General features: G+C 59.7%; 19 protein-coding genes and 1 tRNA gene. 13 read left to right on the top strand and 7 right to left on the bottom strand.

All coding sequences use genetic code 11. From position 1 onward, the window contains the following. Positions 1-297: 297 nt before the first annotated feature. From AUL30_RS02870 to AUL30_RS02845, 6 genes are all read left to right on the top strand, one after another. The gene (locus AUL30_RS02870) at positions 298-1509 is read left to right on the top strand and encodes a polysaccharide biosynthesis/export family protein (RefSeq protein WP_083507629.1); all 1212 of its coding nucleotides are present in this window, start codon (positions 298-300) and stop codon (positions 1507-1509) included. A gap of 129 nt (positions 1510-1638) precedes the next feature. Next, positions 1639-2337, top strand: a complete 699-nt coding sequence (locus AUL30_RS02865) for an outer membrane protein (protein ID WP_062226302.1) — start codon at positions 1639-1641, stop codon at positions 2335-2337. Positions 2338-2388: 51 nt separating this feature from the next. Continuing rightward, positions 2389-2676 carry a hypothetical protein gene (locus AUL30_RS02860; RefSeq protein WP_062226301.1) on the top strand — a complete coding sequence of 96 codons (288 nt, stop codon included), beginning with the start codon at positions 2389-2391 and terminating at the stop codon, positions 2674-2676. 246 nt (positions 2677-2922) lie between these two features. Beyond that, the gene (kdsA, locus tag AUL30_RS02855) at positions 2923-3750 is read left to right on the top strand and encodes a 3-deoxy-8-phosphooctulonate synthase (protein ID WP_062226300.1); all 828 of its coding nucleotides are present in this window, start codon (positions 2923-2925) and stop codon (positions 3748-3750) included. After that, positions 3747-4487 (top strand): 3-deoxy-manno-octulosonate cytidylyltransferase, encoded by a 741-nt coding sequence (locus tag AUL30_RS02850; protein WP_062226299.1) that lies wholly within the window; start codon positions 3747-3749, stop codon positions 4485-4487. The genes kdsA and AUL30_RS02850 overlap by 4 nt, the downstream gene beginning before the upstream one ends. Further along, the gene (locus tag AUL30_RS02845; RefSeq protein WP_062226298.1) at positions 4484-5494 is read left to right on the top strand and encodes a KpsF/GutQ family sugar-phosphate isomerase; all 1011 of its coding nucleotides are present in this window, start codon (positions 4484-4486) and stop codon (positions 5492-5494) included. Before AUL30_RS02850 ends, AUL30_RS02845 begins: the two co-directional genes overlap by 4 nt. Positions 5495-5902: 408 nt before the next feature. Here AUL30_RS02845 and AUL30_RS19185 read toward each other — a convergent pair whose 3' ends face one another. After that, positions 5903-8230: a capsular polysaccharide export protein, LipB/KpsS family gene (locus AUL30_RS19185; protein ID WP_083507628.1), complete on the bottom strand. Its 2328-nt coding sequence runs from the start codon at positions 8228-8230 to the stop codon at positions 5903-5905. A 220-nt stretch (positions 8231-8450) separates the two neighbouring features. Between AUL30_RS19185 and AUL30_RS02835 the strand changes: the two genes are divergently transcribed. Both AUL30_RS02835 and AUL30_RS19180 read left to right on the top strand, forming a co-directional pair. Then, positions 8451-9725 (top strand): polysaccharide pyruvyl transferase family protein, encoded by a 1275-nt coding sequence (locus AUL30_RS02835; RefSeq protein WP_083507627.1) that lies wholly within the window; start codon positions 8451-8453, stop codon positions 9723-9725. A 112-nt stretch (positions 9726-9837) separates the two neighbouring features. Continuing rightward, entirely contained in the window at positions 9838-10830 is a 993-nt protein-coding gene (locus tag AUL30_RS19180) for a GSCFA domain-containing protein (protein ID WP_083507626.1), read from the top strand. Here the strand turns inward: AUL30_RS19180 and AUL30_RS19630 are convergent. The 4 genes from AUL30_RS19630 to AUL30_RS20050 form a co-directional block, all read right to left on the bottom strand. Beyond that, positions 10827-11087 carry a hypothetical protein gene (locus AUL30_RS19630; RefSeq protein ID WP_157069828.1) on the bottom strand — a complete coding sequence of 87 codons (261 nt, stop codon included), beginning with the start codon at positions 11085-11087 and terminating at the stop codon, positions 10827-10829. The genes AUL30_RS19180 and AUL30_RS19630 overlap by 4 nt on opposite strands. Positions 11088-11592: 505 nt before the next feature. Then, positions 11593-12156 (bottom strand): amino acid ABC transporter ATP-binding protein, encoded by a 564-nt coding sequence (locus AUL30_RS02830; RefSeq protein WP_062226524.1) that lies wholly within the window; start codon positions 12154-12156, stop codon positions 11593-11595. A gap of 79 nt (positions 12157-12235) precedes the next feature. Continuing rightward, on the bottom strand, positions 12236-12568 hold the full coding sequence (locus tag AUL30_RS20055) for an ABC transporter permease subunit (RefSeq protein WP_407638253.1): 333 nt from the start codon (positions 12566-12568) through the stop codon (positions 12236-12238). Between the two features lie 79 nt (positions 12569-12647). Continuing rightward, on the bottom strand, positions 12648-13001 hold the full coding sequence (locus AUL30_RS20050) for a hypothetical protein (protein WP_062226294.1): 354 nt from the start codon (positions 12999-13001) through the stop codon (positions 12648-12650). 26 nt (positions 13002-13027) lie between these two features. Here AUL30_RS20050 and AUL30_RS02815 point away from each other — a divergent pair, with 26 nt between their 5' ends. Further along, positions 13028-13594 (top strand): LysR substrate-binding domain-containing protein, encoded by a 567-nt coding sequence (locus tag AUL30_RS02815; protein ID WP_062226293.1) that lies wholly within the window; start codon positions 13028-13030, stop codon positions 13592-13594. A gap of 381 nt (positions 13595-13975) precedes the next feature. On the opposite strand, the gene AUL30_RS02810 is transcribed toward AUL30_RS02815, so the two are convergent. Both AUL30_RS02810 and AUL30_RS02805 read right to left on the bottom strand, forming a co-directional pair. Then, positions 13976-14050: transfer RNA gene (locus AUL30_RS02810), tRNA-Val, on the bottom strand. 68 nt (positions 14051-14118) lie between these two features. Next, entirely contained in the window at positions 14119-14811 is a 693-nt protein-coding gene (locus AUL30_RS02805; RefSeq protein ID WP_244490684.1) for an HAD-IA family hydrolase, read from the bottom strand. Positions 14812-14959: 148 nt separating this feature from the next. Here AUL30_RS02805 and rpiA point away from each other — a divergent pair, with 148 nt between their 5' ends. The 4 genes from rpiA to AUL30_RS02785 all read left to right on the top strand — a co-directional run bounded on the left by rpiA (position 14960) and on the right by AUL30_RS02785 (position 18447). Next, positions 14960-15658: a ribose-5-phosphate isomerase RpiA gene (rpiA, locus tag AUL30_RS02800; RefSeq protein ID WP_062226291.1), complete on the top strand. Its 699-nt coding sequence runs from the start codon at positions 14960-14962 to the stop codon at positions 15656-15658. Positions 15659-15797: 139 nt separating this feature from the next. Next, complete coding sequence (locus tag AUL30_RS02795) at positions 15798-16286, top strand: DUF2059 domain-containing protein (RefSeq protein WP_244490683.1); 489 nt, start codon at positions 15798-15800, stop codon at positions 16284-16286. Positions 16287-16420: 134 nt separating this feature from the next. Then, complete coding sequence (gene gor / locus AUL30_RS02790; RefSeq protein ID WP_062226289.1) at positions 16421-17815, top strand: glutathione-disulfide reductase; 1395 nt, start codon at positions 16421-16423, stop codon at positions 17813-17815. Further along, positions 17812-18447, top strand: coding sequence for a gamma-glutamylcyclotransferase family protein (locus tag AUL30_RS02785; RefSeq protein WP_062226288.1), 636 nt, complete (start codon positions 17812-17814; stop codon positions 18445-18447). Before gor ends, AUL30_RS02785 begins: the two co-directional genes overlap by 4 nt. The last annotated feature ends 40 nt before the right edge of the window (positions 18448-18487 follow it).

Genomic DNA, 18487 nt, shown 5'->3' with positions numbered 1-18487 from the left:
AAGACTGGCTGAACCAACTTCTGCGTAAACCGTTGCGCGCGCAAAAGCTGTTACATTTGGGCAACTTGAGGTTGCAAAGGGACCAATATCATCTGCAACTTCGTGGCTGCGACCGCAGGGTGCATTGACTCTAAACCCATGTTTATAAGGGTTGCAGACGCTAGGATCCGGTTTTGACTGGTTGCAATGATGAACTTAACAAACTGGAAGGTGATCAGTGGTTGTGTGTATGACAATCCAATATGATTCGTCCCTGCCCCGGGACGGTCCACCTTTCTGCGAGACAGCTTGCCGATCATGTCGACCCTCAACACCACCCGCCTGACGACCGGGCGCTCACGCCGGGGCGCTCTGTCCGCCGCTGCGCTGGCGCTGTGCTTCATGAGCGGCTGCACGCTCGTGCCGTCGGACGGACCGAAGGCGGCGGCGGTGTTCGATGCCGCGGCACCGGGCAAGGCGGCGCGCTACGGTGTGGCGCGTCCGCTCGTCTTCGACGTGGTGGAGGTCGACAGCGAGGTCGCCAACATCGTCAGCGCCTACCGCCCGCAGCGTCTGGCCCATACGTTCGGCTTTGGGGGCAGTGCCGGCACGCCGGTCATCGGCGTCGGCGACCGCTTGCAGATCACCATCTTCGAGGCGGGCCCGGACGGGCTCTTCTCGTCCAGCCAGTCACGTTCCACCTCCTTCGAGATCGTCGTGCAGCCGGACGGCCGCGCCAGCATTCCCTATGTCGGGCAGGTCCGCTTTGCAGGGCGCACGCAGGAAACGGTGCGTGCCTCGATCACTCAGGCGCTCGAAGGCAAGGCGGTGGAGCCGGATGTGCTCCTGTCCCTGGTGGAGAACGGGTCCCGCTCCGTATCCATCAACGGTAAGGTGAACAGCCCCTCGGTCGTACCGCTGCCGCTGGACGGCGCGCAGATCCTGGAAGCGGTGGCCCTGGCGGGTGGCCCTTCGGAAGCGCCCTTCGATACGACGGTGTCGCTGTCGCGCGCCGGGCGCGTGGCGGAAATCAGCCTTCAGACGATCATCGAGAACCCGACCGAGAATATCTACCTCAAGCCGAACGACCAGATCTTCGTCAGCCACGATCCGCAGACCTTCACCGCGCTCGGCTCGACGGGGCGGGCAGGGCGCATCCCCTTCGAGACGGGAAGCCTCAGCCTGATCGAGGCAGCGGCGCTCGCCGGCGGTGGCAATGCGGAATATGCCGATGCGCGGGGCTACTTCGTCTTCCGCTACGAGCCACGTGAACTCCTGGTGGAGGTGATCGGCATCGACCGCTTCAACGAGCTCGTGGCGCAGGGCATGAAGGTGGACCGGACCGGCAACTACCCGATGGTCTACCGGCTGGATCTGGAGCAGCCCCAAAGCTTCATCATCGGGCAGAACTTCCCCGTGCGGAACAAGGACGTCATCTTCCTGGCGCGGCACCCTTCTTCCGACTTCATCAAGTTCCTGAACCTCATCACCCGGCCCATCGCGGTCGGTGGATCCGTCGCGGCGCTCTGACCGTATTTAGTTTACCGGCAAACATTTTTGCGTGAACGCAAGGGTCACAATCCAGGATGTTAATTGCCGATTAAACTGGTAAATATATGTGCATCGCATCATCTACATCGCAACCAAAGTGAGACTCCCATGAAGCTTTCCATCATTGCCGGCGCCGTGTCGCTGTCCATCGCCGGAACGGCGGCCCATGCAGCCGACGCGATCGTCGCCTACGACCCGCCCGTTGCCGCGCCGTTCACGGCGATGGCCTATGACTGGAACGGCGCCTATGTCGGCGCGACGGCCGGCTACGTCTTCGACTACGGCACCAAGGCCACCGCTTACGACGCCTTCGGCGACAGCTTCTCCGAGCGTTACCTGACGGGTTCGGAAGGCTTCGTGGGCGGCTTCTTCGCCGGTTACAACCACACGATCGACAGCGTCCTCCTGGGCGTCGAAGCCGACATCGAGTATGCGGACACGTCGTCCACGCGCAGCACCTTCCGCGGCTTTGCCGAGACGGGCGTCGACTCCGGCTTCCAGGGCTCGCTGCGCGCGCGTCTGGGCTACACGATCGACCGCACGCTCGTCTTCGCGACGGCCGGTGTGTCGATTGCCGACAAGGAATACACGGTGGTCGATCCGACGGGCGCCTTCTCCAACGATTCCACGCGCGTTGGCTACACGCTCGGTGCGGGCCTCGAGCATGCGGTGACCGACCAGATCCTGATCCGCGGCGAGTACCGTTACGCCGATTACGGCGATGAGGACATCAACACCGGCGCTGCGACCTACAACTTCGACAGCCAGACGCATGCCCTGAAGGCCGGCGTCGCCTACAAGTTCTAAGTCCGAACCGATGGCGGGCGGCAGCGATGCCGCCCGCCATCGCCCTGCGCCATGACCCACGCCGTCTTTGCCGTTCTGTTGCAATGCGTGACGGGGATCCTCACGGGGCGGTGGCTGGTCGGCGGTCTTCTGGCGGCGGCCTTCTTCCTGGGCCGCGAGATCGCCCAGGCCGAGTATCGCTGGATCCAGCTCTTCGGCCACGGCAAACGCGCCAACATGCCTGTCTGGGGCGGCCTCGACCCCGCCGCCTGGACCTTGAAAAGCACCCTCGATGCCGGATTGCCGGCGCTCGCCATACTTCTGGTCTTCGCCCTTGCTGCCTTTATCAAACGCCGTTGAGACAGGATTGCCTGCACAGGATCCAACGGGCCGCCGCGATGGCCGCCCGGTCTCCGGCGTCCGCTGCACCGTTGCGGCAGGCGGCCGCACATCCATCGGTGCATGCCTTTACGCACAAGCCCGTCGCGGCCCTGCATGGCCCGAAGCGGCCGCGCCCGCGCCCATGTCCAAAACCCTTTCGAACACTGCCCGCCGCGACCGTACCGAACACCGTTCGGCCGCCGGCACCAAAAGGACGACCCTGCCATGACGGTTGAAATCGGTAACGTGACCTTCGGCGCGGCATTGCCGCTGGCCCTGATCGCCGGCCCCTGCCAGATGGAAAGCCGGCAACACGCCCTCGACATGGCCGCTGCGTTGCACGAAATCAGCCAGCGCCTGGGTATCGGCCTCGTCTTCAAAGCCTCCTTCGACAAGGCGAACCGGACGAGCCTGTCGGCCCAGCGTGGCATGGGCCTGGGCGCCGCATTGCCGGTCTTTGCCGAGATCAAGGAACGGTTCGGCCTGCCGACCCTGACAGACGTCCACACGGAAGATCAGTGCCGGGCGGCGGGTGAAGTCTGTGATGTCCTGCAGATTCCGGCCTTTCTTTGCCGTCAGACCGACCTTCTGCTCGCCGCGGCCCGAACGGGCAAGGCCGTCAACATCAAGAAGGGTCAGTTCCTGGCCCCCTGGGACATGCGCAATGTCCTGGAGAAGGTCACCTCCGCCGGTAATGCGAAGGCCATGGTCACCGAGCGCGGCACGTCCTTCGGCTACAACACGCTGGTATCCGATTTCCGCGGCCTTCCCGTGATGGCTGCGTTCGGCGCGCCTGTGATTTTCGATGCAACGCATTCGGTCCAGCAGCCGGGCGGGCAGGGAAGCAGCAGCGGCGGGCAGCGGGAGTTCGTTCCCGTCCTGGCGCGCGCCGCTGTCGCGGTGGGGGTCGCCGGCGTCTTCATCGAAACCCATGAGGATCCCGATCGCGCGCCCTCCGACGGGCCGAACATGGTCCCCCTCGACCGGTTCGAAGAGCTTGTGGCCGAACTGATGGAGTATGACGCCCTTGCCAAGCGACGGGTGGCGGCGTGACCAATCCGCTTATCGTCATCCCCTCACGGATTGGCTCGACGCGGCTTCCCAATAAGCCCCTGGCGCTGATTGCCGGCCGCCCGCTCATCCTGCACGTGCTCGACCGCGCGCGTGAGGCGGACCTTGCCCCGGTGGTCGTTGCCACGGATTGCCGCGAGATCGCGGACTGCGTTTGCGCGGAAGGCGCAACCGCCGTCATGACGGACGCGGTGCTACCCTCCGGCACCGATCGAATCCATCAGGCGCTCGGGCAGATCGATCCGGAAAAATCCTATGACGTGATCCTGAACGTTCAGGGCGATCTTCCCACGATCGAGCCGGCAACGCTCCGTGCCGTGCTGGTCGAGGCCAGCATGCCCGGTGTCGACATCTCGACGGCGGTGGCTCCCATCAGCTCGGAACGCGAGCGCCATGCATCGAGCGTCGTGAAGATGGTCGGGTCCACACTGGGGGAAGGGCGCTTTAAGGCGCTCTACTTCACCCGCGCCACTGCGCCCTGGGGTGATGGGCCGCTGTTCCATCATATCGGGCTGTACGGCTACCGGCGCGACGCGCTCGAACGCTTCGTCGCACTTCCGCCATCCGTCCTCGAGCTTCGGGAGAAGTTGGAACAACTCCGGGCTTTGGAAGCCGGCATGACGATCCACGCCGTGGAAGTGGGCGAGGTGCCGTTCGGCGTGGATACACCGGAAGACCTTGAGCATGCACAGGCACTGATGGGGAGGGTTTCAGCATGACGACGGGCCGCGCCATGAGAGAAGAACTCGCCCCGGACGCTATCATGCGCATGCTGGACAGCGGCAAACAGGCTCTGTCCACCGAGCTTGCGGGCTTGACGAACCTTGTCTCTGCCATGAGCGGAGACCTGGGCGAGGCATTCACCGCTGTTGCGCAGGTCATCACGCGAATCGAAGGCCGTGTCATCGTCAGCGGCATGGGGAAGAGCGGGCATATCGGCCGAAAGATCGCCGCAACGCTCGCCTCCACCGGAACGCCCAGCTTCTTCATGCATCCCGGCGAAGCAAGCCACGGCGACCTCGGCATGGTCACGGAGCGGGACGCGGTACTAGCCATTTCATGGTCCGGCGAAACCGTGGAACTGAAAGACCTGGTGACATACTGCAACCGTCATCAGGTGCCGTTGATTGCGCTGACATCCCAGCCGAACAGCGCCTTGGGCCGGGCGGCAAACCATTGCTTGATCATGCCGCGTTCAAAGGAGGCTTGCCCGCACGGTCTGGCCCCGACGACGTCGACGTTGATGCAACTGGCAATGGGAGACGCCTTGGCCGTCGCGCTTCTGGAAGCGAGGCAGTTCACACCGGCGAACTTTCGGACCTATCATCCAGGCGGCAAGCTTGGCTCGGCCCTCCTGACCGTGGCGGATATCATGCGCCCTGCCAGCCGGATTGAGACGGTCGGTCCGGACGCGGACATGGGCACCGCGATTATCGCCATGAGCACGCTGGGCCTTGGGTGCGTTGTTGTGGCTGACGAGGCCCATAGGGTTCTTGGGATCGTTACCGACGGGGATCTTCGAAGGCATATGCAGGACAACTTGACGTCCCTAACCGTCGAGAGCGTTATGTCTACGAACCCGCTAACGGTTTCACCTACGATGCTCGCGGCATCGGCATTGGCGACCATGACACAAGAAAAGGTGGCAAGTCTGATCGTTTCTGACAACGATAAACTTATCGGCGTCGTGACGACACATATGATGCTATCCCGAGGCTTGTCTTAAGCATAGCATTTGGCCATCTAATGGTCAATCTCATATAATATTACAAGGAAATGGATTTCATTCCAAATATATTCAATCAAAAGTTGAAAATTGTAGCTTCGAGTAAACTTGGTTAGGTTGGTACGTGGCCGGGTTGATCGCTTTAAGAATACATGCTCTATTAGCAATATTTGCCGTATCATAGGCGAGGCACAGGCGTACTATGTGACCTCCCTGCATTCCTAGACAATACGCTCTTCTGCTAGATATTATCTTGCGGTATCGACAGCACCCCTGTGAAACAGAATGGGAGCGCCCGGGCGCAACCTAAACTTGTCCACCCCCCCTCCCCACATGTTAAGCAGGAAGGGGCAGTTCCATTCCGTCATTTTTCTGACATCTGGGAACTGCATCCCCAGCGTTCAAATATCAAAGCTGCTTCTTCCGAATAACTCCCGAAAAAAGAACACGTCCAACCCTCGTTGCTGGGTGCTTTGCATTCATAAGGAAATGGCTAGGTCTATTATATAGCTGCTCAGCTTTTGAAGTTGAAAGGAAATGGCTGTACAGCCAATAATAGGCTGTAAACAGCCAAGAATTGCGTATGAGCAGGTCGCGTTTTATCTCATCCGGGAAGGCGTTGGGCAAGGGTGAGAAGCTGGGGTCGGAGGGCGCAGTGTATGGTTGTTCCGAGCGGCGCGAAGCGGATGTCGATTTCTCCTCGTTGAGGATTTGACGTTCTGCAAATCTATATCGGTCAAAAAGGAGAGAGTCCCAACCTACGACTGCCTTCTTTTGACTAGGAGCGTTCAAAACAATACTTGGCAATCGCAGCGTTTCGAATCGAATATCCATCGTAGCTGTCATTCTGCTACCGTCAGGCATTCGCACCGGCTTGGTTACCTGTTCCCCGAACGAGTAGACCCGGGAAACCAGATGTCGGAGAAACTGAAGCGCCTTCGACCGGTCGACTACGGGATGAGATTGTACGATGTTGAGGACATCCCCCGCAGTATGGCACTTCCAGTTTACGGACTCGACTGCATAAAAACATTTACCGCTATAAGCTACCGGCTTGTTCGCCATCATTGCCATGATACCGACACCCGAGTTGAACGTCCAAATGAGATCGGCCAAACCAATAAGGTCGTCAATATTCTCATTATCTGCAACAATGGCCTTATCGACGTCCAAAATCTCGTCTTCCAGCGGATGCTTTTTTATAACCAAAGAGATATTCTGGGGAGCCGTTCGCCCGAAGACGCGAATTTGCTCTAAAAATTCCTGGTACGTCGGTCCCTCGATGAAGAAACGCGTTACAGTATCCCCAGGTCTTTGTAGGCCCACGAAAACGACTATGTTTTTTTCCGGGATCCTCAATCTTGTTCGAAGTGCCTGAACTCCTATAGATGGTGACTGAGCCTCAAGTTGCGTAGTCGCGCTTGAAAGTTCGGCAAGCTTTGCGTCGGCAAATTCAATGTCTTCGACTGTGAGCGGCTCGCTCCAGGCATCCTTACTATAGGACTCGCTGTCAGCCAGAAATCCGCTTGGATCGAAAAAACATGAACCTGGCAGAGCGCCTCTCTCTGCAACGATATAGGTAATCTCATCTTCCCTCATCCAGCCATAAAGGCGCAGCATGTGCTCGGTTTGATACGGATTGAACATAAGATATCCACGAGCCTGATGCCGTTCAAGCATCTCATGCAGCTCACCCTTTGAAGTGATGCTATTTTCGTCTAGCCGAACTACCTTCCCTAGTGCGCTCCGCGCGAGACGAGGTGTTGTAAAGGCATTCTCACGGAAGCATATCCAAGTGTCATGAACCTCCGACTGCAGGGCCGGTGGCTGAGATCCAGTTGAGGGGAATGACTTCAGCTTCTTTATAAACAGGTCTCGGTTTGCAGTTTGCTTCTGCATATATTCAGAACTTTGAATCACCGGATGCCAGGCGTGGAATAGCACAATACCTTTGAAGAGACAGAGGTCGCCATGCAGTCGGTAAGCCGCCTTGTAGGTTCGCCACTCTACAACACTATTGAAGTTATACTTCTCGACAGACCAATCACGCGAGATTGGAAAATATCGGCTATGGCGTATCGCTCTTGTATTAAATTCTATATCTTCGTAACCCCAGCCCTCGAATTCCGGATCGTTGCCACCGCACGAAAGGTACCATATCCTGTTGTAGAGATTGGCTGATGTGCCGCTAGAATACTTATCTACATATCGGATATCGGAAACGAGTGCACGGTGAAGAAATTCCTGCTTACGGGTATCTTCATCTGCCGCCAAGTACTCGGTCGTTCCACGTTCTGAAAGGAAGACGTATGGAACCATGATGAAGCGGTTTACGCATCCATGCAGTCCCTGAACGGATATTTCATTCAAAAGGTCGCGATAGAAGCCTTTGTATGGCATCAAGTCGATGTCCTGCATAAACACATATGCAGACCTGCTATGCTGTGTACCAACGTTTCGGCATCTACCTACAGAAAACTGTCGCAGGGAAGTGTTTAGATATACGTAAGAGTAGCCGTTCTCCTCGCAGATCCTGCGTGTTCGTTCAACCGAGTATATTGGTGACCCGTCATCAACGACAAGGAATACTACTGCGCTGGGGCGCTCTGTATCTAGTAGCGGGTGCTTAAATCGCTCCACGTTTTCCGGGCGCTCATCAAGATAGCGGAACGGAATAATGCACGTCAGGACCGCATCGCCACGGCTGCGATCATCGAAAATTGTAACGTCGGACATTCTACTGATATGCTCACTCGTTGTAAACGCAACCAGACCTGAGACTCAAAAGCGTATAGGGTGTTGATGATTGTAGCCGAAACCGTTCGCATTGTGGCATTTTTTATCACAATGTTTCAAGCGTATATAAGGCGTCGCGTCCTCACCATGTGACGGTAGCAATTTGTAGCGGATCGCGTTAAATGGATGACACGGCAATAATACACGAGCAGATGATTGTATGGCAAAGCGATTAGCATTTTTCCGGCAGGCCCAGACACAACCGACGGTCAAATCGGCGAATCCTCATTCCACAGGGACGCTGCCAGCCATAGGATCGACCATTCGCGATCACATGTCAGCGTTTAACTCGATCGGCAACTCTGGCAACATGATCCATCGAGCAGCTATGCTTCAGACCTTGTCATATGATCGGGGTGGGTCGGCGCAGGTCAATTTGCTGCGGATACTCAACGAAGTAAAAAGCCCTAAGAAAGTCGCCGATCAACTTAGAAAAAATTTCGACGGTGTTGTCATTACGATGTCGAATATATTTAGACCGGGATCAGAGGAACCTGGTATGGCGGAACTATTAGAGCAGCTTGAAATACCATTCTATGTTGTAGGGGCCGGTATACAGGATGAGTTGAAGGCTGGGGACGCCTCGCAGATTAGTCAATCCGTCATGGATATGATGAAGGTTGTGGATAAAAAGGCTGCTCTTTTCGGTGTCCGAGGCGTTCATACCAAAAGCTGGCTTAATTCGGTCGGATTTGAGAGTCCGCAGGCCATCGGCTGCCCAAGCATGTTTGCGTATCCGCGCAATATTTTAGCAATCAAGTCGCCGTCGCATTACGATTTGATCCTAACCGCCGGCCACATGCTTACCGGTGCCTCGCAGAAAGAAAGGGCTCTGACGCTTATCCGTGGTTTTAAAGGGCATCGACCTTCGTACGTATTTCAGGGCGAGCCGAAGAATTACACCGACTTACTCGACGTACCCGGACTTTGGAATGATGCGGCTCAGACATTAGATAGGGCTGCGGTTTCACGCTACCTAACCGCCAAGCTAGGCATTGAGGTACCGTTTAGACGCTACTTCTCATTCACTGAATCCTCGGCTTGGCGCGTAGCGGCCAATCAACATCAATTGTACGTGGGCGATCGTATCCACGGGGGCGTAGCTGCAATGCAAGTTGGACGGCCTGCAATTGTTCTTTACTCGGATGCCCGCGTAAACGAGCTTGCTGAACACCATGGGATTCCAGCCTGCGAGCTTGGCGAGTTCGGTAAGATTGGTGTGGATGCTGCGGTATCGCAGCATTTGTCCGAAGAGCGCATTGAGCAGTTTCACCTAAAATACGTTAACTCTCTAAGCAAATTCTACGAGGCGGTCGAAGGGGCCGGCCTAGAGATCGCTGATCGTATCTTGATCCCATCAAACCTTCTGAAAAAAAGTAATTCGAAGCCAGGGTTTGTTGCATCGGCTTTGAAGAAAATTCGAAAGGTCGCGTGAATAGTGGAAAGGTAAACGTGGATTCGCCTGCGAAGTCGCTTGGCTTCCGGCATATTACGTTGATTCTGCGAGCGACGAAAATTGCGACAACCAACAAAAGCTAGTAGGCTAGATGATAGGATCATTCATACCTTTTGCGGCAGCCTGGGAAGCAATTACCAGGAACGAGGCGCGCTCATATCCGGTTACCAAGGGAAACGGGCAGTCAGGATTTGAAAGGATCCATAGGGGCCAAGTTCCGGAAATAAAGCATACTCCTAAGTTCAAACTTCCTAAGGATGCCGCGTATTTCACTATCGGTTCCTGTTTTGCGCGGAACGTCGAACGCGCTTTGATCTCGCGTGAAATGAACGTTCTCAACACGGAGTGCAAAATTCCCGGTGAGTATTACGCTGCCAAAGGTCCGGATAACCGAAATAGTGCATTGAACGCCTATAATCCGCATTCCATGCGAGATTTGTTGTCCTATGCCGACCGGGAAGATTGGCAGACTATCGGCGCTCTCCAGATAAGTGAGGCAGAAGACGTATGGGCGGATATGCTGCTATCTGGGCTGCGCCTTCTAACGCAGGGTGAGTTATTAAACGTTAGAACACAACTTCGTAGTACGTATCAACTGTTGCCGGAAGCTGACGTATTTATTATGACGCTCGGGTATACCGAATCATGGCGCGACGACGCTTCAGGTATCTTCACGAACAGAAGTCCTGCAGGAGCACGTCAGACACAGCGGTACGGACAAAGCCGCTTCTCATTTTTCAACGCTGATGCCGTATCCGTAATTGAAGCGATCAACGCGTCAATCGCGACTGTACGCAACAAAACCAATGGCAGGGTCAGGACTATTCTGACTGTATCTCCTGTGCCGCTAAGCGGGACATACAGCGGTATGGACGTGATATCGGCGAATGTATATTCTAAATCAACGTTGGTGACGGCCGCTAGACAGATTGCTTCACAGCATACGGACGTTGACTATTTTCCTTCCTACGAGATGGTTAGTTTGGCGAAACCAGAGGTTGCCTGGAAGTCCGATGGCGCCCACGTGCAGCCAGCGCTCGTTGATGCTGTGATAGGACGCTTTGTCGAACTTTACATTGATTAGGCATCATCTTCATCGCCAAACTGGGGCGGGAGATCGCCGAACCGCCCCAGCGTCCGCGGATCATCATGCGTTTCGCCAGTCTCAGTATCGACGATGATTGAGAACGCAATTGCGCCAGCGACCGTATCTCGGTCGCGCAGTCTCGTTAATCGCAGCATTGCTTCGTCTGCAGACTTACAATGCGTCGGTTGCTCCGCCACTAAACGTCGTTTCACTCGCTTATACGGCTGAATCACGTAGACTTCTTGCGTCGACATGCGCGCTCTCCGTTACATACTTCTTTTGCCACCTTTTAAGCAGCGCCCGAAGGGGATGGTCGCATGGGACCGAGATCTTGAGGTCGTTGCGCCCGCAGCTGCCGAGATGAGGTCTACCCCTCAATTGGATTTGATGCCAGTCCGTATCAGCAGGGTTTTTATATGCCGAGGTAGGGATACTAAAACGTCGTCACATTCGCATAGCTCCGGACATCATTTGCACTGTTCTGATTTCACTCAAGGCTATGCGGATCGTTACAGGTTATGGGTAATTTGACGCACAATTAATGCGTATCAGGCCTCCAGTTGAGATTGTTGCATCCTTGAAGATTGTGATGGTCTACCATGCGAGTTTTTTGTCGGCGCATAGTAAAAACTTGGCGAACTCCCACGAGTTTCGGTACTCGAGGGTTGATGCGGCCACCGCCACGCACAAGCTGATGACACAGTGTCGATCAGGTCAGACAATCTGATTCTGCCACGTCACTCATGGCTGCCAGTTCATTCACAGAATCATCTCCAGAAACCGCCGCATCCTCTGATTCTGCGGGGCGTCAAAGAACCGGTCCGGTTCAGCAATTCTAACAATCGATCCCCCTTCCATGGACAAGACCCGGTCGGCGACGCGGCGGGCGAAGCTCACTTCGTGCGTGACTACGATCATGGTCATCCCGTCCTCCGCCAGCGACACCATCGTGTCGAGGACCCCCTTCACCATCTCCGCGTCGAGAGTGGGGGTCGGCTCGTCGAACATCATGGCACGGGGTTTCATGCAGAGGGCCCGGACGATGGCGACGCGCTGTTCCTGGCCGCCGGAGATCTGGCCGGGGAACTTGCCGGCCTGCTCGGGAATGCGAACGCGCTCAAGGTAGTGCATGCCGACCTCGCGCCGCACCGCGTCGATGTTCTTCAAGTTGTGATCGAGCCGCTTGCCGGCAACGGCGATCTCTCCGCTCTGAAAGTCCTCCAGCCTGTTGACGCAGCGGATCAGCGTCGACCTGTCGGAGCCAGATGGGCCGCAGTGGGCGATCAGCTCGCCCTCGGCCACCTGCAGGTGGACATCGCGCAGCGCATGGTACGGGCCGTACCATTCTGGAGCGCGCGGATGTCGATGAAGGGTCGGCTGGCGCGGGTGTCTGGGGCCAGGCTCATCGGCGTTCTCTTTCTCTAAGGCGCGTTTCCCGCCAGAGCGAATGGCGCGAGACGCCGTAGCAGATGACGACGTAGACACCGGCGACGAAGAGGTAGGTTTCCGTATAAGGCGCCGGCCAGGCGGGGTCGGTGGCCGCTCCGCATCCCGCGCTCAGCATGTCGGAGACGACGACGATGGAGGCGAGGCTCGTATTCATCACGATCCCGATCCCAGTGTTGGTCAGTGGCGGAATGACTTTCTGGATCGCCTGCGGCAGGACGATGTACCAGACGGCCTTCCAGGCCGGGATGTCGAGCGCACGGGCCGCTTGGCCCTGGCCGTTGGTCACGCGCTGAAAGCCTCCGCGCAGAATGTCCGGAAGGTCGGCCGCCGAAAAGACCGTCAGCGCCGCGATCGTGCGGCCGAGCTTATCGATCGTCAGCCCTTGGGGAGGGGAGCGGGGGCAGATGGATCGACGCGACGAAGAGAAGGCCGATCAAGGGCAGTCCGCGTACGATTTCGATCGTGCCGGTGGACACCCAGCGCAGGACCGGCAGCGAAGAGGGACGGCCGAGCGCCAAAAGGACCGCGAAGGGAAAGCCGAGCCCGCGCGACAGGACGGCCAGAAGCTGGGTGACGGGCAGGCCGCCCCAACGCCCCGTCTGCACATAGGTCAGGCCGAACACGCCGCCGAACATGAGGACAAGCATCAGAAGAAGCAGAACGGTCCAGGCGCCGACCAGGCGAACGCCCCGGAGCGCGCCTCGCTGCCTCGGGCTCAACGCTTGTACCGCGCGCCATACGCCTGTTGCGGCAGAAGCACCCGGAAGTGGGGATCACCCTGACCGTCGCCTCCTCAGCGAGCGTGCGGGACCATGTCGCGAGCGGCCTTTACGATATCGGCCTCGCGGCCGAAGAGGCCGACTGCTACCGGGTCGACCATGCGCTCTTAGACAACTTCCCGGCGCTCTGCACGATGCCGCCGAACTATCCGCTGGCCCGCAAGCCGGTGACCGAGCCCGCCGACTTCGATGGCGCCGACGACATCGCCTTATCGTCGGAAGTTCGTTCGCGGCGCCGGCTGGATGCCGAAACCGAAAAGGCCGGTGCCCGGCCGCGGCTCGTCGTGGAAACGATCTATCCTACGGCCATGTGCGCTCTGGTCCTTGAGCGCGTCCTCATCGGCATCGTCAACCCACAGTCGGTGGACGGCTTCGCCGAGCGCGGCGTTGTGCTGCGTCCCTTCAAGCCGGACATCCCCTTCCGAAGCTTCGTCCTGTTTTCGCCGGCGAGCCAACGCGGCGCCATCGTCCGCAGCTTCATTGCCGCGCTTCCGATGGCAAGGACACGACGTGGCTGGACGTCGGGCGAATGAAAATCTCCAACCACTCCTGCAATATGCTCGCAAAATCCAAGAAGAGGTACGATCCGTCGCCAGACCCAGCTTGAGAAGGGGTGCGGTGGAGTGCCACCATTGGCGGTCGGTTACCGACCCGGCCCCAGCGTGACACATTGCCGTGTACGACCGACGCGTCTTGGAGGTTCCGTTATCGCACCGACTCACCGTCGATTTCGCTTCCTGAACGTGGGGAGCGAGCAGACACCGGGCGGTTCAGATCGAGCTTCGATCATCCGCGCTGGTAACGGAATGAGCTTCCAGAGTTGGCCGTTCGCGGAGTGCCTGGAAATGCCCGCAGGAACAGCCAGCTGGACACACAGGGAACTTCGCAAAACGTCGCTAAGTGCTTGTTTTGAATGGTGGGCGCGACAGGGATCGAACCTGTGACCCCCTCGGTGTGAACGAGGTGCTCTCCCGCTGAGCTACGCGCCCTCTGCACTAAGCGCGCTGTGAGCGGCCGTGCGAAAGTGCGCCGATATAGTCGGCGTTCCACGCTGGCGTCAAGTTGCTATTCGTCGTTCGCAGGTGAGTTTGCGGAAAAGCTCCGGCGTGAGGGCGTCGAAGCTGTCCAGGACCTGCGTGGCGCGGGCGCGGGCGGCTGGCGTGGCGTCGTAGCCGCCGGCCATCAGGATGGATGCGATGCCCGCATTGACGGCCGCGTCGATGTCGGTCTGCGTGTCGCCGATCATCACGCAGCGGGCAGGGTCGCCGCCGGCGGCCTCGATCGTTCGCGTCAGGTGGCGGGCGTCCGGCTTGCGGACGCCGAAGGTGTCGTAGCCCGCAATGGCAGCGAAGCGGGTCGAGAGGCCGAGCGAATCGAGGAGATGGCGGGCGAGGGACTCGCTCTTGTTCGTGCAGATCGCCAGGCGGCAACCGTCCTGTGCCAGCTGGTCCATCGCCGCGACCACGCCCGGAAAGGGCAGGGAGTGCACGGCGATGTTCTCTTCATAATAGGCCAGGAAGCAGGAGACCTGGTCTTCCAGTTCGTCATCGCCAAGGTCGCGGGCCGCCCGGCCATAAGCGAGTTTGAGCATCGCGCGGGAGCCGTGGCCGGCCGCCGGGCGTACCATGTCGAGTGTGACGGGAGCCATGGCGCGGCGCGCCAGGCAATGGTTCAGGCTCGCGGTCAGGTCGGGCGCCGTGTCCACGAGCGTTCCGTCGAGATCGAATACGGCGAGGGGGGGTAAAGGCAAAAGCGCAACCATGACGTGTCGGGGGCGATGGGCCGCCATCAAGCGTGCGCGGGAGGCTCACGTCAAGGCGCGGCGCTGATCGACATTAAGGGTCGAAGCCGCTACGAGGGTGCCGGATCGTCGCGCAATCATCACTCCGGGGAGCACCATGCAGGACGCGGCACAGTGGAAGGAAGCAGCGGCGCGGGCGGCGTTGCAGCACGTGGAAGGCGGCATGACGCTCGGCCTCGGCTCGGGCTCGACCTCCGAAGCCTTCGTGCGCGTTCTGGCCGAGCGGATCGCGGCGGAGGGGCTGTCGATCGTCGGTGTGCCGACATCCGAGCGCACGGCGGGCCTTGCCCGGCAGCTCAGCGTACCGCTGACCACGCTCGACGAGGCGCCGGAGCTGGACCTTGCCATTGACGGCACGGACGAGGTCGATCCTTCGCTGCGGCTGATCAAGGGCGGCGGCGGCGCGCTCCTGCGCGAAAAGATCGTGGCGGCCGCAAGCGCGCGCATGCTGGTCATTGCCGATGCGTCCAAGGCGGTCGAGACGCTCGGGCGTTTTCCCCTGCCGATCGAGGTGAACGGCTTCGGGCTCGTCGCCACGTATCTCGCCGTCGAAAAGGCCGCCAGCCTGATGGGGCTGACCGGCAGTCTCACCCTGCGCAAGAAGGGCGAGGAGCCCTTCTTCACCGATGGCGGGCATGTCATCATCGATGCATCTTTTGGCCGCATTCCCGATCCAGAAGCACTCTCGGCGGCACTGCATGCCGTGCCCGGCGTCGTCGAGCACGGATTGTTCCTGGGCCTTGCAAATACAGTCATCCTGGCCGATGCGTCGGGTATCAGAACACTGGGTTCGTGACCTTTTGCCGGCATCCGTCCGGCGAAGGGGCTTTCCCGGTGCATGTTTATTGATTAGTGAGCCGTCAGCTCATGTTCGAATCCATGGAGATGGGACTTTGAAAGTTCTTAGCCTCAAGTTGCGTCGGGCCGTTTGCGCCGTGGCAGTCCTGTCCGCGCTGGTGGCCCTGCCCGCGATGGCGCAGGAAGTCAGCCCATCGCACCTGGCCGCGGCCCGCCAGGCCGTCGACGCGATCGACACGACCGAGCAGTTCGACCAGATCCTCCTGAACGCCGCGACGCAGATCAAGGCGGAGCTGATCGTCAACAACCCCAATCTCCAGTCGCAGATTTCGCAGATGGTGGACGACAACGCCATCGCGCTCGCACCGCGCCGCGCCGATCTGGAAAACGAGATCGCCCGCGTCTACGCCAAGATCTTCACCGAGCAGGAACTGCGGGAGATCACCCAGTTCTACACCTCGGAGGCCGGGCGCAAGCTCCTGGCGCAGGGGCCTTCCGCCGTGCGGGAAACCATGTCCGCCGCCGATATCTGGGCCAACGGAATCGTGCGGGATCTGCGCCGCTCCTCCGACGAGGGCATGCGCAAGCTCGCCCCGGCCGCCGCGGCCGCGCAGCCCGCCCAGTAAGACCGGGGCGCGGGGCGCATGAGCCCCGCCGCCGCCATCTGACATCCGGTGCGGGGAACCCCGCATCCCGACATGACGGGCGCCGTAATTCCGCCCGTTGGCCGCACCCGCCGTCACCGATCATGGGGAAGACGATGAGCCGCTTCGACTACGACCTTTTCGTCATCGGAGGCGGGTCGGGCGGCGTCCGGGCCGCGCGTCGCACGGCCGCGCTCGGCCATCGCGTCGCCATTGCCGAAGAATACCGCTTCGGCGGAACCTGCGTCATCCGCGGCTGTGTCCCCAAGAAGCTCTTCGTCTACGCCTCGCAATATTCCGAGCATTTCGAGGATGCGCGCGGCTATGGCTGGTCGGTCGGCGAAACGGCGTTCGACTGGTCTTCGCTGATGGCGGCCAAGGACGCCGAAGTCCAGCGGCTGGAGGATATCTACAGCCGCAATCTCGAAAAGGCCGGCGCGCAGATCCTGAAGAGCCGCGCCGTCCTTGAAGGGCCCAACACGATCCGCCTGTTGGCGACCGATCAGCGCGTCACCGCCGAGCGGGTGCTCATCGCCGTGGGCGGGCGGCCCAATCCCTTCGCCGACATGCCGGGCGCCGAGCATTGCATCACCTCCGAACAGGCATTCCATCTGAAGCGCCTGCCGGAGCGCATCGTCATTCTGGGCGGCGGCTATATCGCGGTGGAGTTCGCCAACATCTTCCACGGCCTGGGCGTGCAGACCACGCTCATCTATCGGGGGCACAATATTCTGGCCGGGTTCGATACGGACCTGCGTGAAGGCGTGGCGCAGGCCATGCGCGCCAAGGGCATCGACATACGCTGCGAGGATACGCTCCAGGAGGTGCGCCAGAAGCCGGATGGCCGCTTCGAGGCGCACTTGAAAAGTGGCGAATGGCTGGATGCGGACGAGGTCATGCTTGCTGTCGGCCGCAAGCCCAATACGGAGAATCTGGGCTGCGAGACCGCCGGCGTCGAGCTCGACCATCTGGGCGCCATCAAGATCGACGACTATTCCCGCACCACGGCGCAGAATGTCTGGGCGCTGGGCGATGTCACCAACCGCCTGCAATTGACGCCCGTCGCCATTCACGAGGCCATGTGCTTCGTGGATACGGAGTTTCTGGGCAAGCCGACGATGCCGGATATCGAAACCGTGCCGACGGCCGTGTTCTCCCAGCCGGAAATCGGCACGGTGGGCGTGCCCGAATGCGCCGCCGTGGACAAGTACCGCCACCTCGACATCTACCTGGCGCGGTTCCGCCCCATGCGCAACATCCTGGCCGGCCGCAACGAGCAGATGATGATGAAGCTCGTGGTGGATGGGGAAACGCGCAAGGTGATCGGCGCGCACATTCTGGGACCCGACGCGGGCGAATTGGTGCAGGTGCTCGGCATCTGCGTCAAGGCGGGCCTGACCAAGGATGATTTCGACCGGACCATGGCCGTGCATCCGACCGCGGCCGAAGAGCTCGTGACCATGTATGAGCCGAGCTACAGCGTGATCGACGGCGAGGTCCAGGGGCGGTGAGCGCGATCCACCCGGATGATCCGGCCCTCGCCAGCCTGGCGGCCGAGGGGCGGGTCGTGGCCTATTTCGGCTATGGGTCGCTCGTCAACAAACGCACGCTGCGCACGCGGTTCCTGGGCATCCGCAAGGCGCGGGCCATGGGCTGGCGCCGCTTCTGGCTGCCCCGCCCGGACCCCGTTCCCGCGCTCCTGTCGGTGCGGCCGGACGAAACGGCGGATGTGGAGGGCGTCGTCGTCTACGATCACGCGGACCATCTTCCGCTGGTCGACGAGCGGGAAGCGGGCTATCTGCGGCGCGTGGTTCTGCCGGAGCGCGTGGTCATAGCGGATGCCGCGCCCTTCGCCGTGCCGCTCTTCATCTATGAGGCGCGGCGCGATGCGGCGACGGCCTCAGAGGTCGGGGCCACGATCCTGCAATCCTATCTCGACGCCGTCATGCAGGGCTTCCTGGACCTCTATGACGAGGTCGGGCTCAGGCGTTTCGTGGCGGAGACGGAAGGCTTCGAAACTACCGTCCTGGCCGATCGCCAAGCGCCGCGCTATCCGCGCCCGGTGACGCTGACCCTGCGTGAGGCGGCGCTCTTCGACAGGCTGTTGCATGAGCGCGGCGCACGCGTCCGGCCAGCGGAGTGAGCGGTGCGGCAGGGCCGCCTTTTCCCGTGACATAACAGCC

The organism is Aureimonas frigidaquae (assembly GCF_001463905.1).
GTDB lineage: Bacteria > Pseudomonadota > Alphaproteobacteria > Rhizobiales > Rhizobiaceae > Aureimonas > Aureimonas frigidaquae.
Note: the sequence above shows the minus strand (reverse complement) of the source record. Positions and strands in the feature narration are given on the sequence as shown.